At 70.4% G+C, this 15,289-nt stretch carries 16 protein-coding genes and 1 tRNA gene; 12 read left to right on the top strand and 5 right to left on the bottom strand.

Features of this window, described 5'->3' with window-relative positions:
- The first annotated feature begins 13 nt into the window (after positions 1–13).
- Positions 14–1,279, top strand: a complete 1,266-nt coding sequence (locus H284_RS0104035; protein ID WP_020075242.1) for a mechanosensitive ion channel family protein — start codon at positions 14–16, stop codon at positions 1,277–1,279.
- Entirely contained in the window at positions 1,276–1,704 is a 429-nt protein-coding gene (locus tag H284_RS0104030; protein ID WP_020075241.1) for a hypothetical protein, read from the top strand. Before H284_RS0104035 ends, H284_RS0104030 begins: the two co-directional genes overlap by 4 nt.
- Position 1,705: 1 nt before the next feature.
- On the opposite strand, the gene H284_RS0104025 is transcribed toward H284_RS0104030, so the two are convergent.
- A complete protein-coding gene (locus H284_RS0104025) occupies positions 1,706–2,431 on the bottom strand; it encodes an alpha/beta fold hydrolase (protein ID WP_020075240.1) in 726 nt (241 codons plus the stop codon).
- 208 nt (positions 2,432–2,639) lie between these two features.
- Between H284_RS0104025 and msrB the strand changes: the two genes are divergently transcribed.
- The 4 genes from msrB to H284_RS0104005 all read left to right on the top strand — a co-directional run bounded on the left by msrB (position 2,640) and on the right by H284_RS0104005 (position 5,350).
- Positions 2,640–3,086 carry a peptide-methionine (R)-S-oxide reductase MsrB gene (gene msrB, locus H284_RS0104020; RefSeq protein ID WP_018190319.1) on the top strand — a complete coding sequence of 149 codons (447 nt, stop codon included), beginning with the start codon at positions 2,640–2,642 and terminating at the stop codon, positions 3,084–3,086.
- 11 nt (positions 3,087–3,097) lie between these two features.
- Positions 3,098–3,607: a peptide-methionine (S)-S-oxide reductase MsrA gene (gene msrA, locus H284_RS0104015; protein ID WP_020075239.1), complete on the top strand. Its 510-nt coding sequence runs from the start codon at positions 3,098–3,100 to the stop codon at positions 3,605–3,607.
- 73 nt (positions 3,608–3,680) lie between these two features.
- Positions 3,681–4,541, top strand: a complete 861-nt coding sequence (locus H284_RS0104010) for an ABC transporter ATP-binding protein (protein WP_020075238.1) — start codon at positions 3,681–3,683, stop codon at positions 4,539–4,541.
- Complete coding sequence (locus tag H284_RS0104005; protein WP_020075237.1) at positions 4,538–5,350, top strand: ABC transporter permease; 813 nt, start codon at positions 4,538–4,540, stop codon at positions 5,348–5,350. Before H284_RS0104010 ends, H284_RS0104005 begins: the two co-directional genes overlap by 4 nt.
- 29 nt (positions 5,351–5,379) lie before the next feature.
- Here H284_RS0104005 and rlmC read toward each other — a convergent pair whose 3' ends face one another.
- Positions 5,380–6,504: a 23S rRNA (uracil(747)-C(5))-methyltransferase RlmC gene (rlmC, locus tag H284_RS0104000; RefSeq protein ID WP_020075236.1), complete on the bottom strand. Its 1,125-nt coding sequence runs from the start codon at positions 6,502–6,504 to the stop codon at positions 5,380–5,382.
- A gap of 112 nt (positions 6,505–6,616) precedes the next feature.
- On the opposite strand from rlmC, the gene H284_RS0103995 reads away from it, so the two are divergent.
- Genes H284_RS0103995 through H284_RS0103980 form a run of 4 tightly spaced genes read left to right on the top strand, consistent with a single transcriptional unit; the run spans position 6,617 to position 10,779 of the window.
- On the top strand, positions 6,617–7,402 hold the full coding sequence (locus H284_RS0103995) for a DeoR/GlpR family DNA-binding transcription regulator (protein WP_026307112.1): 786 nt from the start codon (positions 6,617–6,619) through the stop codon (positions 7,400–7,402).
- Positions 7,399–8,349, top strand: a complete 951-nt coding sequence (locus tag H284_RS0103990; RefSeq protein ID WP_029042808.1) for a hexose kinase — start codon at positions 7,399–7,401, stop codon at positions 8,347–8,349. The genes H284_RS0103995 and H284_RS0103990 overlap by 4 nt, the downstream gene beginning before the upstream one ends.
- A gap of 41 nt (positions 8,350–8,390) precedes the next feature.
- A complete protein-coding gene (locus H284_RS0103985) occupies positions 8,391–10,478 on the top strand; it encodes a PTS fructose transporter subunit IIABC (protein ID WP_020075234.1) in 2,088 nt (695 codons plus the stop codon).
- 31 nt (positions 10,479–10,509) lie between these two features.
- Positions 10,510–10,779 (top strand): HPr family phosphocarrier protein, encoded by a 270-nt coding sequence (locus H284_RS0103980; protein WP_018190327.1) that lies wholly within the window; start codon positions 10,510–10,512, stop codon positions 10,777–10,779.
- A gap of 124 nt (positions 10,780–10,903) precedes the next feature.
- Here the strand turns inward: H284_RS0103980 and H284_RS20840 are convergent, their stop codons facing one another.
- The 3 genes from H284_RS20840 to H284_RS0103970 form a co-directional block, all read right to left on the bottom strand.
- The gene (locus tag H284_RS20840; RefSeq protein ID WP_166645315.1) at positions 10,904–11,623 is read right to left on the bottom strand and encodes an Abi family protein; all 720 of its coding nucleotides are present in this window, start codon (positions 11,621–11,623) and stop codon (positions 10,904–10,906) included.
- Positions 11,624–11,861: 238 nt separating this feature from the next.
- Positions 11,862–11,937: transfer RNA gene (locus H284_RS0103975), tRNA-Arg, on the bottom strand.
- A gap of 86 nt (positions 11,938–12,023) precedes the next feature.
- Entirely contained in the window at positions 12,024–12,638 is a 615-nt protein-coding gene (locus H284_RS0103970; RefSeq protein WP_018190328.1) for a hypothetical protein, read from the bottom strand.
- A gap of 141 nt (positions 12,639–12,779) precedes the next feature.
- Between H284_RS0103970 and argS the strand changes: the two genes are divergently transcribed.
- Positions 12,780–14,468, top strand: a complete 1,689-nt coding sequence (argS, locus tag H284_RS0103965) for an arginine--tRNA ligase (protein ID WP_020075233.1) — start codon at positions 12,780–12,782, stop codon at positions 14,466–14,468.
- Positions 14,469–14,488: 20 nt separating this feature from the next.
- On the top strand, positions 14,489–15,286 hold the full coding sequence (locus H284_RS0103960; RefSeq protein ID WP_020075232.1) for an LmeA family phospholipid-binding protein: 798 nt from the start codon (positions 14,489–14,491) through the stop codon (positions 15,284–15,286).
- The last annotated feature ends 3 nt before the right edge of the window (positions 15,287–15,289 follow it).

Genomic DNA, 15,289 nt, shown 5'->3' with positions numbered 1-15,289 from the left:
AGTCCTCCCACCCGTGTTCCCCCTCCACAGCTGGCCCGGCCTCGCCGTCGCCTGCCTCCTGGCCGTCGTCGTCGCGGTCGCCGTCACGGCCATCCTGGCGGTGGTGCTGCGTCTGATCGGCCGGAGGAGGCAGTGGCCCGAGCTGCTGATCCGCCACGTCCGCATGCCGTTCCGGCTGTTCCTCGTCGTGATCGTGCTGTGGATCGCGGTGGCCGTCAGCATGCCGCCGGAGGTCACGGCGGCCTGGCGGAGCGGCATCAATCACACGTTCCTCATCCTGAGCATCGCCACCGGCGTCTGGTTCGTCGCCGCCTTCGTCGTCTTCGTGGAGGACCTCGGGCTCGCGCGCTACCGGCTCGACGTGCCGGACAACCGCTACGCGCGGCGCGTGCGCACCCAGGTGCTCATCCTGCGGCGGCTCACCATCGTGGCGGCGGTCGTCATCGGCCTGGGAGCCGTGCTGCTGACGTTCCCCGCGCTGCAGGCGGCGGGCGCGAGCCTGCTGGCCTCCGCAGGCGTCATCGGGATCATCGCCGGTGTGGCCGCCCAGTCGAGCCTCGCGAACCTGTTCGCCGGCATCCAGCTCGCGTTCTCCGACGCCATCCGCATCGACGACGTCGTCGTGGTGGAGCAGCAGTGGGGCACCATCGAGGAGATCACGCTCACCTACGTCGTCGTGCACGTCTGGGACGACCGCCGACTCGTGCTCCCGTCCACCTACTTCACGACGAAGCCGTTCGAGAACTGGACGCGGCAGCACAGCGAGCTGCTCGGCTCGATCGAGTTCGACCTCGATTGGCGGGTCTCGACCGGCGGGATGCGCGCGGAGCTCAATCGCATCCTCGCCACCACGGATCTGTGGGACCACCGAACCGGCATCCTCCAGGTCACCGACGCCATCGGAGGCTGGGTGCGCGTTCGGGTGCTCGTCACCGCGAAGGACGCACCGACGCTGTTCGACCTGCGCTGCCTGGTCCGCGAGCGGCTGATCGACTGGATGCAGCGGTACTCTCCCACGTCGCTCCCGCGACAGCGGGTGGAGCTCGTCGAGCCGCCGGAACCGCGCGACCGGCCGGCGCGCGCCCGCAGCGAGGAGGAGGGCCGCCTGTTCAGCGGCAGCCCCGAGAACGAGCAGCGCGCGCAGCAGTTCACCGACGCCATCCCGATCATCCGGGACAGCGACGGCGACAGCGACAGCGACGGCGACCTCGACGCCGACGCCGACGCCACTGCCGCGGCCACCGAGGCGACGAGCCCGAGAGACGAGGAGAACCGATGACCGACGGACCCGACGAACAGCACACGCGACCCGACGGCCTGGACGACGCGACGGTGGATGCGCTCGGCAGCCTCAGCGAGGCGCTCGAGGTGGTCGAGCACGCGCGCGGGCTCCTCTACGGTTTCCACCGCCTGACCGGGAAGGCCGACTTCACGCTCGGCGAGGCCGTCGAGAAGCTGCGCGACGCCGGCCACGCCGACCTCGCCGACCGCATCGAGCGAGAACTGGTCGGCCGGAACGTCATCGAGGGACGGTGGACGTTCCAGATCGTCGAGGACTTCGACGACGGCTACTACGCCCTCTTCCGCGACCTCGAGCGCGAGGCGCGGGACCGGCTCGCCGGGGGCCGCCGCCACCTCTACGAGGCGGAGCTCAAGGAGCAGCGGCGCACCCACGGCGAACCGGGCCACGAGGCCCGCCCATGACTCAGGAGAGGGATTCGGCCGCCGCGACGATCGTGCCGGTCACGACGTCCGGGGCGGCCAGCATCGATACGTGCCCTGCGGCCGTCTCCACGATCGTCGCCTGCGCGCGCTCGGACATCCGGCGCTGGAGCGCTGGAGGGATGATGCGGTCCTCGGTGCCGACGACGGACCAGACGGGGAGGCTCTGCCACGCGGGAGGGCCGGCCGCGATGACGTTGGCGGCGAGCGCGATCGGCCGCTGACCGGCGGCGATCAGGTCCTGGTCGGTCTCGGAGAGGTCCTGGGCGAAGAAATCGCGGACCGTCGATGCCTTCAGGTAGGCGTCCGCATCGCCTTCCGGCGCCCCGGGGTAGCCGACGATGTCGAGCACCGTCGTCGGGTCGGGGACGTCGAGGGCGGACCCGGAGCCGGCGAGCAGACCGACGACGTTCTCGCCCTCGTCGGGGATGAACGCATCCACGTAGACGAGGGCCCGCACATCGCCGCCGCCCAGCCCGGCGCCGCTGACGACGGCGCCGCCGTACGAGTGCCCGGCGAGGACGACCGGCCCCTCGGTGTGCTGCGCGAGGAAGGCGGCGACGTACGCGGCATCCCCGGTCACCCCGCGGAGCAGGTTCGGCGGGGCGTAGACGGTGAACCCCCGCGCGCGGAGATCCGAAATGACGGGGTTCCAGCTGGAGGCGTCCGCCCAGGCGCCGTGGACGAGGACGATGGTGGGATTCGGCATGGATGTTCCTTCGCTCTGTGCTGTGAACGGGTGGGTGACGCTCTCGGAACGCCGCCAGGCTAGGGGGCGGCTTCGGCGTGCGTCTACCCCTTTCCATTCGGCCTTCGCGCACTCGGCGAACTCACAGGATCAGCGGGACCATCCCGGAGCGCTCGGGTGTTCCACCTACTGACGGCGCCGCAGCCAGCGCGCCGCACGAGGAGGAAACGTGACACAGGACTACCGCAAGGACCCGGAGGCCCTCGCCCAGCTGACGCCGCGCCAGTACGCGGTCACGCAGGAGGCCGCCACCGAGCCCGCCTTCCGCAACGAGTTCTGGAACAACCACGAGGAGGGGCTGTACGTCGACATCGTGTCGGGGGAGCCGCTGTTCGCGTCCGTGAACAAGTACGACAGCCGCTCGGGATGGCCGAGCTTCACCGTTCCGGTGGAGCCCGCGAACATCGTCGAGAAGGTGGACCGCACCTACGGGATGGTGCGGACCGAGGTCCGCTCGGCCCACGGCGACAGCCACCTGGGTCACCTGTTCGACGACGGGCCCGCCGAGGCAGGCGGCCTGCGCTACTGCATCAACTCCGCCGCCCTCCGCTTCGTCCCGCTCTCCGAGCTCGACGCGGCCGGCTACGGCGACTACACGAAGCTCTTCGAGAAGTAAGGACACAGAAAATGACTGAGAAGGCCATCCTCGCCGGCGGATGTTTCTGGGGCATGCAGGACCTCATCCGCAAGCTCCCCGGCGTGACCAGCACCCGCGTCGGCTACACCGGGGGCGACGTCCCCAACGCCACCTACCGCAACCACGGATCCCACGCCGAGGCGATCGAGATCGAGTACGACCCCGAGCGGACCAGCTACCGCGACCTGCTCGAGTTCTTCTTCCAGATCCACGACCCGTCGACGAAGAACCGCCAGGGCAACGACGTCGGCACCAGCTACCGTTCGGCGATCTTCTACGAGAACGCCGAGCAGCGCCGCGTCGCGGAGGACACCATCGCCGACGTGGACGCGTCGGGGCTGTGGCCCGGAAAGGTCGTCACCGAGGTGACCGCCGCCGGTCCCTTCTGGGAGGCCGAGCCGGAGCACCAGGACTACCTGGAGCGCATCCCGTGGGGCTACACCTGCCACTTCGTGCGCCCGGGCTGGAAGCTGCCGAAGCGCGAGACCGCGGCGAGCTGAGCGATCCGAGCGATCTGAGCGACATCACCGGCCGGTGGACACACGTCCACCGGCCGGTTGCCATACTGAGGCCGTGAGCAGCGACAGCGCGGTGACGGTCCGGGGGCTTCGGAAGTCCTACGGATCGTTCGACGCCGTGCGGGGGATCGACTTCGACATCCACGCGGGGGAGACGTTCGCCCTGCTCGGCCCGAACGGCGCCGGTAAGAGCACGACGATCGAGATCCTCGAGGGATACCGCGACCGGTCGTCGGGCGACGTGTCCGTCCTCGGTGTCGACCCGGCCAGAGGCGGGACGAAGTGGAAGGCGCGGCTCGGAATCGTCCTCCAGACCGGGGCGGAGGCGACGAACGTCACCGTCCGCGAACAGCTCACCCACTTCGCACGGTTCTACCCGACGCCGCGCGACGTCGACGAGGTGATGGCGGCGGTCGGGCTCTCCGACAAGGCCAAGGCGCGCGTCCGCAGTCTGTCCGGCGGCCAGCGCAGGCGGCTCGACGTGGCGCTCGGCGTCATCGGCCGGCCCGAGCTGCTGTTCCTCGACGAGCCCACCACGGGGTTCGACCCGGAGGCGCGGCACCAGTTCTGGGAGCTGATCCGTTCGCTGAAACGCGAGGGGACCACCATCCTGCTCACCACGCACTACCTCGACGAGGCCGCCCAGCTGAGCGACCGCGCGGCCGTGATCGCCGAGGGACGGCTCGTCGACATGGGCGCCATCCACCAGCTCGGGGGAGCGGCGGCGCGCGTCCCGATCGTGCGCTGGCGTGACGCGGACGGCATCCCGCGCTCCGAACGCACCGACACGCCCGCGGCCGTCGTCGCGAGGCTGACCGCGGAGACCGGCGGCGAACCCTCCGACCTCGAGGTCATCCGGCCGAGCCTGGAAGATGTGTATCTCGACCTCGTCCAGCGGGCGGGAGCGGAGTCGTGAGCGCCCTCGGCCTGGGGATCGAGCGGGCCAGGTACGAGACGATCACCTACTTCCGCCAGCCGGACACGATCTTCTTCACCTTCCTGTTCCCGGTCGTGATGCTCGGCATCTTCTCCGTGGCGTTCCAGGGGATGGGGGACGTCGGAGCGGCGCCGGACGGCACGGGAGGTATCAGCCAGGCCGCCTACTACCTGCCCGCCATGATCGCGGCGGGCATCCTGCTCTCCGGCGTCCAGAACCTGGCCGTCGACATCGCAGGGGAGAAGAGCGACGGCACCCTGAAGCGCCTCGGCGGCACCCCGCTGCCGGTGATCTCGTACTTCATCGGGAAGATGGGCCAGGTGCTCGCGACGAGCGTGCTGCAGATCGGCCTGCTGCTGGTGGTCGCCCGGTTCGCGTTCGACGTCGCGCTCCCGACCGAAGCCGAGCTCTGGGTGCGGTTCGCGTGGATCTACCTGCTCGGCATCGTGACGTCCGCCGTGCTCGGGATCGCGCTGTCCTCCATTCCGCGCACCGGTCGGAGTGCAACGGCCGTCATCATCCCGATCGTCCTGATCCTGCAGTTCATCTCCGGCGTCTACATCCCCTTCAACGTGCTGCCGACGTGGCTGCAGAACGTGGCCAGCGTGTTCCCGCTGAAGTGGATCGCCGAGGGGATGCGCAGCGTCTTCCTGCCGCCGGGCTTCGAGGCGCGGGAGCCGGGAGGCAGCTGGCAGCTCGCCGGGATCGCGATCGTGCTCTCGGTGTGGCTGGTCGTCGGTCTGCTGGCGAGCCGGATCACGTTCCGCTGGATCCGCAAGGACACCTGAGCACACGGACGCCTGAGCGCCGTCGTCGCTCAGCGGCGCTCGAGGAGCACCGCCACCTCCATGTGCCCGGTCTGCGGGAACATGTCGAGCACCCGGCCGGCCCGGACGCGGTACGACGGCATCCGTGCGAGGTCGTGCGCGAGGCTCTTCGGGTTGCAGCTGGAGTACACGACGCTGCCGACTCCGGACCCCTCGAGCCACCCGGCGAGCTCTGCTCCGATGCCACGGCGCGGCGGATTCACGATCACGAGCTCCGGCGCCGCCGCTGCGGACACGGCGAACGCCGTCGCGTCACCGGCACGGAACGCCACCTGCGGCAGTCCGGCGGCAGCCGCCGTCGCCCGGGCACTGCGCACGGCCTCCCGGCTGGTCTCGACGCCGACCACCCGGCGTCCGGGAGCAGCGACATGCAGGGCGAACCCGCCGACGCCGCAGTACAGGTCCCACACCGAGGCCGGGCCGATCTCGTCGACCCAGGCGGCGACCTGCCCGTATAGGGCGGTGGCCACGTCGGTGTTGGTCTGGAAGAAGCTCTGCGGCCGGAGGCGCAGCGACACGGGTCCGAGACGCATCGTGAGGGTGGACTCCCGGGTGAGCACGACCTCCGTGTCGCCCTCCACGACCGCCTTGTGCTCGGGCTGCACGTTCACCGTGACGACGCGGGCGTTCGGCAGGTCGCCCAGCAGCCGGCCGAGACCGGCGCGGACGCGCGCGACCGTCTGCTCCGAGCGGGCGACGAAGCGCACCATGAGCTCGTGGTCCGGCGACTCGGTGACGAGCACGTACTTCAACTCGCCCTGGCGCTCGGGGACGCGGTACGGCTCCAGCCGCTGCCGCGTGATGAACCGCGCGAGCACGGGCAGCGCAGCGCGGATGCCGGGGGAGCAGATGCCGCATTCGCGCAGGTCGACGCCGCGGCCGGCTTCGTCGAGGATGCCGATGGTCGGCTGCTCCACGGTGCCGCCGATCACCATCTTGGCCTTGTTGCGATATCCCGCTTCGGCGCTCGCTACCGGCGCGAGCCAGGTGGCGTCGCCGTAGGGGGCGAGCAGCTCGCGGGCCAGGCGGTCCTTGCCGTCGAGCTGCTCCGCGTACGGGACGCCCATCAGCGTGCACGAGCGGCACGCGCCGGCGTCGAAGTAGGAGCAGTCCATCGGAGTGTCGATTCTACGGGCCGTCCGACGACTGCAACAGAAAACCACATCTGCATGTTGTTTTCTCTGTGAACGTGTTGTAACGTGTGGGAAACCAACGGAGGGACACCGCGTGTACGCAATGGAGCGCCAGGGGCTGATCGAGCGGATGCTGCTCGACGACGGCCGCGTCGCCGTCGTCGACCTCGCCCAGCGATTCGGGGTCACGACCGAGACCGTGCGCCGCGACCTGGACGCGCTCGAGCAGTCCGGTGCGCTCCGGCGGGTGCACGGCGGAGCCGTCGCGATCGACCGCGTCAGCACCTCCGAGGTCTCCGTCTCCGAGCGCACAGCGCTGCGGGCGGACACCAAGCAGCGCATCGCCGCGCGTGCGCTGGACATCCTCGGAGACGGCTTCCGCGGCTCCCTCTATCTCGACGCGGGCACGACCACCGCCGCCGTCGCCGAACTCCTGCCCGACCGGCTGTCCGGCACACGCGGCGAGGCCGAGGTCGTGACCCACTCGCTGGCCGTCGCGCCGGCGCTGGCCGGAACCGAGCGCGTGTCGCTGACCGTGATCGGCGGGCGCATCCGCGGGGTGACCGCCGCCGCGGTCGGCGCCGGGACCGTTCGGTCCATCCACTCGCTGCGCCCGGACATCGTGTTCGTCGGCGCCAACGGCGTCTCGGCCGGCTTCGGCCTGAGCACGCCGGACCCGGAGGAGGCCGCCGTGAAGGAGGCCATCGTCCGCGCTGCGCGCCGTGTCGTCGTCGTCGCCGACTCCAGCAAGTTCCAGCAGGAGTCGCTGGTCGCCTTCGCGCCGCTCGACGCCATCGACCTGCTGGTGACGGATGCGGCGCCGGAGGGCGCCCTGGCCGAGGCGCTGGCCGCGGCGGATGTCGAGGTGTGGTCCGCATGATCGTCACGCTCACCGCCAACCCGTCGCTCGACCGCTCCGTCACGCTCGGCGCCCCGCTGCTGCCCGGCGAGGTCCAGAGCGCGGTCGGGGCGCGGGAGGATGCGGGCGGCAAGGGCATCAATGTCGCCCGGGTGATCGCCGCCGCCGCCGTCCCGGCTCTCGCCGTCCTGCCGCTCGCCGCGGACGACCCGTTCGGGGTCGCGCTGCAGTCGGCCGGTGTGCGCACGCGTCCCGTCCCCGTCCACGGCCACGCCCGCGCGAACCTCACCATCACCGACCCGGCCGGCGTCACGACCAAGCTCAACCTGCCGGGCACGATCCTCGAGCCCGCGGAGAGCGCGGCACTCGTCGCGGCCGTCGTCGACGCGTGCGCGGGCGCACGCTGGCTCGTCCTGGCCGGATCACTCCCGCCCGGTGCGGGGGACGACTTCTACGTGACCGTCATCCGTGCGGTCCGTGACCGCTGGCGGGACGACGCACCGAAGATCGCGGTCGACACGTCGGGCGACGCCCTGCGTGCCGCCGTCTTCGACGGGCAACCGGACCTGATCAAGCCGAACGAGCAGGAGCTCGCCGAGCTGACGGGCACGGGCCGGCCGGATCCCGACGGGCTGGTCGACGCGGTCCTCACCGCAGCCGGCCCTCTCGTCCCGGAGACGGTGGGCGCGGCGCTGATCACGCTCGGCGCGCAGGGTTCCGTCCTCGTCACCGCCGACGGCGCATTCGTCGCCGAGGCGCCGCGCATCCGGGTGCGGAGCACGGTCGGAGCGGGCGACAGCGCCCTCGCGGGCTACCTGCTGGCCGACCTCGCCGACGCCGCCCCAGCGGACCGGGTCGTCAACGCGGTCCGCTACGGATCGGCCGCCGCATCCCTGCCGGGCACCCAGGCCCCGCGCCCCCTCGACCTGCCGCCGGGCGACATCCGCGTCGCCGCGCTGCATCCCTGAACCCCACCCACCTGTCACCCCGAACCACCCTGGAGGACACCGTGTCATCGAAGACCATCATCCCCGAACTCGTCGAACTCGACGTGGGCCGCGCGGACAAGAGCGAGGTGATCCGCGAGCTCGCCGCGCACGTCGTCGCGCAGGGGAGGGCGACGGACGCCGACGCCCTCTACGAGGACGCCTGGGCGCGTGAACAGAAGGACGAGACCGGGCTGCCGGGCGGCATCGCGATCCCGCACGCGAAGAGCGCGGCCGTGACCGTGCCGTCCCTGGCGTTCGCCCGGCTGAAGCCCGGCGTCGACTTCGGCGCCTCCGACGGCCCGGCCGACCTCGTCTTCCTCATCGCCGCGCCTGCCGATGCGGCGGAGACGCACCTCGCGGTGCTCTCGAAGCTCGCCCGCAGCCTGATGCTGGACGAGTTCACCGCCGGCCTCCGTGCCGCGAAGACGCCGCAGGATGTCGTCGCGCTCGTCGACGAGGCGATCGGCGAGGGGGAGGCCACTGTTGCGGCGCCCGCCGCCGCACCGCAGGCGGCCCGCCCGGATGCCGCCGTCGCCGACGGTCTCCTCATCGACGGCCGCCCGGCCCGGATCGTCGCCGTCACCTCCTGCGCGACCGGCATCGCCCACACGTTCATGGCCGCCGACGCGCTCACCGCGGCCGGCACGAAGTCCGGTGTCGACCTGGTCGTCGAACCGCAGGGTTCGAGCGGCTACCAGGCGCTCCCGCAGAGCGTGATCGATGCCGCCGACGCGGTCATCTTCGCCAACGATGTGGATGTGCGCGAAGAGGCGCGCTTCGCCGGCAAGCCGGTCGTCCGCTCGGGGGTCAAGCGCGGCATCGAGCAGCCCGCGGCCCTCGTCGCGGAGGCGGTCGCCGTCGCGAAGGACCCGAACGGCGCCCGCGTCCAGGCCGGCGCCAACACGACATCCGGGGCATCGTCCGCGCCGTCCCAGAACGTGTCGTGGGGCCGCAACCTCCAGCGCATCCTGCTCACGGGCGTCAGCTACATGATCCCGTTCGTCGCGGGCGGCGGGCTGCTCGTCGCGATCAGCTTCCTGCCCTTCCTCGGCGGGTACGGCATCGCGCTGGCGCACGGCGACTCCGGCGTGAACAACGCCGTGTACACGCTGCAGCACTTCGCGATCTGGAACCTCCCGCCGGAGGGGCTCGGCTACTACCTCGGCGCGATCGCGTTCGAGATCGGCAGCGTGAGCCTGGGCTTCCTTGTGCCCGCGCTGGCGGGATACATCGCCTTCGCCATCGCCGACCGGCCGGGCATCGCTCCCGGTTTCGTCGCCGGCGCCATCGCGGTCTTCATGAACGCCGGATTCCTCGGCGGCCTGGTCGGCGGTCTGCTCGCCGGATTCGCGGCGTGGCTGATCGGGCGTCCCACCGTCCCGCGGTGGCTCCGCGGCCTGATGCCGGTGGTGATCATCCCGCTCGGGGCGTCCATCATCGCGTCGGGGTTGATGCTGCTCATCCTCGGTGCCCCGATCGCCTGGCTGATGACCCAGCTGAACGGCTTCCTCAACGGTCTGAGCGGCGGCGGGGCGATCGTGCTCGGCATCATCCTCGGACTGATGATGTGCTTCGACCTCGGCGGCCCGGTCAACAAGGTCGCCTACGCGTTCGCCGTCGCCGGACTGGCGCAGCAGACGGACGCCAGCTTCCAGGTCATGGCCGCCGTCATGATCGCCGGAATGGTGCCGCCGCTGGGCATGGCCCTCGCCTCCACGCTCCTGTACCGGCGCGGTTTCACCGAGGTGGAGCGCGAGAACGGCGCGGCCGCCTGGCTGCTGGGCGCCTCGTTCATCTCCGAGGGCGCCATCCCGTTCGCCGCGGCGGACCCGCTCCGCGTCATCCCCGCGAACCTCGTCGGGGGAGCGGTCGCCGGCGGCCTCGCGATGGCGTTCGCCGTCGAGTCGCGCGCCCCGCACGGCGGCGTGTTCGTCTTCTTCGCGATCGACCCGCTGTGGGGCTTCGCACTGGCGCTCCTCGCCGGAACCGTCACCACCGCCCTGATCGTGACGGCTCTGAAGCGGTTCACCGCTCCGGGCCGCCGGGTCGAGTCGGCGCCGGCCGATACCGCAGCCGAGCAGCCGGTCCGCGAGACCGTGGCCGCGTAACCATTCGACACTCAGAACGAGGACACATCCCATGACCGAACGTCACGCCACCATCGCCAGTTCCTCGGGACTCCATGCCCGACCCGCCAAACTGTTCGTTCAGTCGGTGCAGGAGAAGGCCATCCCCGTCACGATCGCCGTCGGCGACGGACCCGAGCTGGATGCGCGCAGCATCCTCTCGCTCATGGGCCTCGCCGCAAGCAAGGGGACGGTCGTCACCCTGCGCTCGGACGCACCGGGCGCGGAGGGAGCCCTCGACGAGCTCGTGGAGCTGCTCGAGACGGACTTGGACGCCGTCTAGGAGAAACGCGAGGGGCCCGCGCCACGAAAGCGCGGGCCCCCTGACGTTAAGGGGCGCGTGCACACCCGTGTGGCGGGTCTTCATCATGTGTCCCGGCGCTCAGCGCACTTGGCGACGGCTCTCATCACCAGGCGCGGCGCGGGTCATCCTTGATCAACTGTCGCAGGGTGGAGCGCGCTGCGGCTAGCTGAGGGTACGCAGGGTCGAGCTTGGCGAGCAATGAAAGCATGCCGTTGAGTCTGTGCTTCAGCGCCACTTCCAGCAGGTTGTCGTGGTGCGCAACTCGATTTCGGAGCCGACGGAGCGTGTCGAGTTGGTCTCCAATCGCGATTCGACTCATGTCGTCGCTGGATGCGTGGGGGAACGCAAGAGACACTCCCGCGGCCCAGAGCCTCTGCTGTCGTGCCGGTGATTCTGTACGTGATACGGGCCGGATGACTTTCACCCACGAACCGAACATGAGTTGGGCGACGACGTCATCGTGGGTCGCGGCGACGCCATGGCGGCGATGGTTCGAGCCTCGTTCTCGGGCTTCGACATCGGCACGCCCGCGGGCGTCCTCAAGCTGCTTTCGCAGCAACGTGTACAGGGGGTCAGCCGTCCCTTGAGCCGCCGTCCAGTCCGCGCCGAATCCCCTCGCGGTGTTCCAGATCGCGAGTTGGGCGTCTATCGCATTTCGGACTGCAATCTCCACGAAGGAGATTTGTCCGTGCAATGCGCCTGATACCTGGGTGACCCATAGATACAGGTCTGCGGCCCGGTTCAGGTCGCCCTTGGCTGCCGTGAGGTAGGTCGCCAATCGCGCAGTACCCAGGAGGCGCTGCAACGCTGGTTGACTCGTCACATCAGAAGACCGTATCGTAGTTCTTACGAGCGCCGGGCTTGGACTGGCGTGCATACCTCGGAAGCCCCCCGCTGAGCGGGGGGCTTCCTGTTTGCGTCCGTGCCTCATCGCCCTTAGCGCGACTTCCAGGGAACGTCGGCTGGTGTCGCGTACTCATCAGGGCAGAGCGCGAGAGTGCGGCTGGTCCGCGGGGACGGCGCGGCTTGTGGATACATCCAACATGCGCCGCGAGGAAAGATGGTGCCCCCAGTAGGATTTGAACCTACGGCCTTCTGCTCCGGAGGCAGACGCTCTATCCCCTGAGCTATGGGGGCCAGGGTGTTCTCCAGGCTAGCATCCCGTCGGCCGCCGCCGCGAAATCGGCGGGGCCGGCGGGTGTTCGCTGAGAACGGGTGCCCGGTCAGGACGCGGGGATGTTCGCCAGCACGTTCTGCATCAGCGGTGCCGCGTCGCCCGGCTCGAAGAACGCGCCCGACTCGGACACGATCCAGTACGGGCCGCGGAAGATCTGCACCTGGCCGCTGCTGCCGGCCTTGAAGTAGCCCTCGATCTCCGGCGGGACGCCGTAGGTCGGCACCGGCTTGGCGTCGGTGATCGCCACGTTCTTCAGGTTCTCCATGGCGTCCGACGGGGGCTTCGCGACCGCGATCTGCACGACGTCGCCGCTGGTCTGGTTCTTCCAGGCGCACGAGACGCCCTGCCAGTCGACGATCTTCTTCTCCAGGGTGCCGTCCTTGGGCGCATAGTCCGGATCCGGGCCGTAATTCGGGTTGAACGCGTAGAGCTGGTCCGCGGTGAGCACCTGATCGCAGGTGATGCCGACGGGCGTCGGGGGAGCGGTCGGCGTCACCACCGGCACGGGCGTCGCCGTCGGCGTCTTGGTGGCCGACGCGGAAGCGGTCGGCGTCTTCGACGGCGTAGGCGTCGGCGTGCAGCCGGCGAGCGCCGCGGATGCGAGGAGGCCTGCCGCGACGGTCGCGGTCAGAAGGGCGAAACGGCGGGTGGATGAAGGCATTCGGCTTTTCGTCTCTCTGTTCGGCACGCCGTGCGGGAGCGCGCGTCGCGATGACCCTATCAATTCGCGCGCCGCGAACCCGACGGCCCGCCGTGCCCCGCCGACGCCGTGCCCTGCGGCCGCCCGGTAGAATCGATCCTCATGACTCCCGCTGACCTCTCCGCCGCCCTCCTCGACATCGTGACGACGGTGGTCGAGCAGCGACGAGCGGCCGGCGCGGACATCCCCGAGCTCGCTCTCACGGTCGACGACGTGCCGCTGGAGCGCCCGAAGAACCGCGACCACGGCGACTGGGCGTCGAACGTGGCGATGCGCCTCGCGAAGAAGGTCGGGGCGAACCCGCGCGAGCTCGCCGAGCAGATCGCCGCGGCCGCCGCCGGCATCGACGGTGTGGCGTCCGCCGAGGTCGCCGGTCCCGGTTTCATCAACTTCCGCCTGGAGGCCGCGGCCGCCGGGCAGCTGGCCAAGACCATCGTCGAGTCCGGCGACGCGTACGGTCGCGGCGACGTCTACGACGGCCTGACCGTGAACCTGGAGTTCGTCTCGGCCAACCCGACCGGCCCCGTCCACATGGGCGGCGCGCGCTGGGCGGCCGTCGGCGACAGCCTGGCCCGCATCCTGCAGGCCGAGGGCGCCGACGTGACCCGCGAGTACTACTTCAACGACCACGGTTCGCAGATCGACCGGTTCGCGCGCAGCCTGCTCGCCGCCTACCTGGGCGAGCCGACGCCGGAGGACGGCTACGGCGGCGGCTACATCGGCGAGATCGCCGAGCGTGTGGTGCAGGGATTCGACGGCGACCTCGCCGCCCTTCCGCGCGAGCAGCAGCAGGAGGTGTTCCGCTCGGCGGGCACCCAGTTGATGTTCCAGGAGATCAAGGACCGCCTGCACTCGTTCGGCGTGGACTTCGACGTCTACTTCCACGAAGACTCCCTGCACGAGTCCGGTGCGGTCGACCGTGCCATCGCCCGACTGCGCGAGCAGGGCCACATCTTCGAGGCCGACGGCGCCATCTGGCTGCGCACCACGACGTTCGGCGACGACCGCGATCGCGTCATCATCCGCTCCAACGGCGAGCCCGCCTACATCTCCGGCGACCTCGGCTACTACCTCGACAAGCGCGAGCGCGGCTTCGAGCAGAACATCATCATGCTGGGCGCCGACCACCACGGCTACATCGGGCGGATGATGGCGATGGTCGAGGCGTTCGGGGACAAGCCGAACGAGAACCTGCAGATCCTCATCGGCCAGATGGTCAACCTGGTGAAGGACGGCGAGCCCGTCCGCATGTCCAAGCGCGCGGGCACCATCGTGACGCTCGACGACCTGGTGGATGCGGTGGGCGTCGACGCCGCGCGCTACGCCCTGGTGCGCTCCTCGACCGACTCGCAGCTCGACATCGACCTCGACCTGCTGACCAAGCGCAGCAACGAGAACCCCGTCTACTACGTGCAGTACGCCCACGCGCGCACCCGCTCGGTGGCGGCGAACGCCGAGAAGGCAGGAGTCGACCACAGCGCCTTCGCGCCGGAGCTGCTCACGCACGAGACCGAGTCGGCGCTGCTGGGCGGTCTGCAGGAGTTCCCGCGCGTGGTCGCCCAGGCGGCCGAGCTGCGCGAGCCGCACCGCGTCGCCCGCTACATCGAGGAGCTCGCCGGCCTCTACCACGCCTGGTACGCGGTCCGCGACGGCTCGACGCGCGTGCTGCCGCACGGCGAGGAGCCGGTGACCGACCTGCACCGCACCCGCCTCTGGCTGAACGACGCGACCGGCCAGGTGATCCGAAACGGCCTCGGCCTGCTCGGGGTCTCCGCGCCGGACCGCATGTAGCGAACGGATGTGACGACCGGATGAGCGACAACACCACCCAGGTGATCCCCGAGCCGCAGGCCCCGGCGCCCCGTCGCCGGCGTCCGCGGTGGCTGCGCCTCCTGCTCGCCATCGGCATCCCGGTCGTCGTCATCGTGGTGTTGCTCGTCGTGGTCGACACGGCCGCACGTGCCTACGCCGAGCAGCGGGTGTCCGACGAGATCGAGAAGAACCTGCCGGCCGACATCCGCGGCGAGGTGAGGACGCACATCGGCGGCTTCTCCGTGCTGCAGCAGTACCTGTCGGGCTCCTTCCAGAGGGTCGAGCTGGATGCGCCGAGGCTCGTCGTGCAGGGAGCCCCGCTGAGCGCGACCGTCGTCGCCACCGGCGTCCCGGCCGACTTCTCGAAGCCGATCGCCGACGCGACCGGCACCCTGCGCATCAGCCAGGAGTCGCTCAACACGCTCGTCAAGATCCCCGGAGCGACCGGCGACATCACCCTCGGCGACGGCACGATCGGCTACGACGGGAAGATCGACCTGCTCGGCCTCCCCGTCGGCTACACCGTGACAGCGACGCCCGAGGCGGCCGGCAAGCAGGTGCTGCTGAAGCCGGACAAGGCCAACCTGACGACCGGAGCCGGCGACGTCAACCTCAGCCGTCTGCTGCAGGCGCTGACCTCGCAGGGCCCGTTCCCGGTGTGCGCGGCGCAGTACCTCCCCGACGGCGTCGAGGTGTCCGACATCCAGGTGACCCCTGGCCACGCCACCGTCGAGCTGACCGCGAGCGACTTCGTCCTCGACCAGAAGTTCATGGCCAGCAAGGGGAGCTGTTCGTAACAC

Source organism: Cryocola sp. 340MFSha3.1, assembly GCF_000383315.1.
Classification (GTDB): Bacteria; Actinomycetota; Actinomycetes; order Actinomycetales; family Microbacteriaceae; genus Leifsonia.
The sequence above is the reverse complement of the archived record's forward strand: the minus strand, read 5'-3'. Positions and strand labels throughout refer to the sequence as shown.

Excerpts from the sequence above, each read along its gene's own strand:
- H284_RS0104030 (WP_020075241.1), top strand. The coding sequence starts at position 1,276 with ATGACCGACGGACCCGACGAACAGCACACGCGACCCGACGGCCTGGAC.
- H284_RS0104025 (WP_020075240.1), bottom strand. The coding sequence starts at position 2,431 with ATGCCGAATCCCACCATCGTCCTCGTCCACGGCGCCTGGGCGGACGCC.
- msrA (WP_020075239.1), top strand. The coding sequence starts at position 3,098 with ATGACTGAGAAGGCCATCCTCGCCGGCGGATGTTTCTGGGGCATGCAG.
- rlmC (WP_020075236.1), bottom strand. The coding sequence starts at position 6,504 with ATGGACTGCTCCTACTTCGACGCCGGCGCGTGCCGCTCGTGCACGCTG.
- H284_RS0103990 (WP_029042808.1), top strand. The coding sequence starts at position 7,399 with ATGATCGTCACGCTCACCGCCAACCCGTCGCTCGACCGCTCCGTCACG.
- H284_RS0103980 (WP_018190327.1), top strand. The coding sequence starts at position 10,510 with ATGACCGAACGTCACGCCACCATCGCCAGTTCCTCGGGACTCCATGCC.
- H284_RS0103970 (WP_018190328.1), bottom strand. The coding sequence starts at position 12,638 with ATGCCTTCATCCACCCGCCGTTTCGCCCTTCTGACCGCGACCGTCGCG.
- argS (WP_020075233.1), top strand. The coding sequence starts at position 12,780 with ATGACTCCCGCTGACCTCTCCGCCGCCCTCCTCGACATCGTGACGACG.
- H284_RS0103960 (WP_020075232.1), top strand. The coding sequence starts at position 14,489 with ATGAGCGACAACACCACCCAGGTGATCCCCGAGCCGCAGGCCCCGGCG.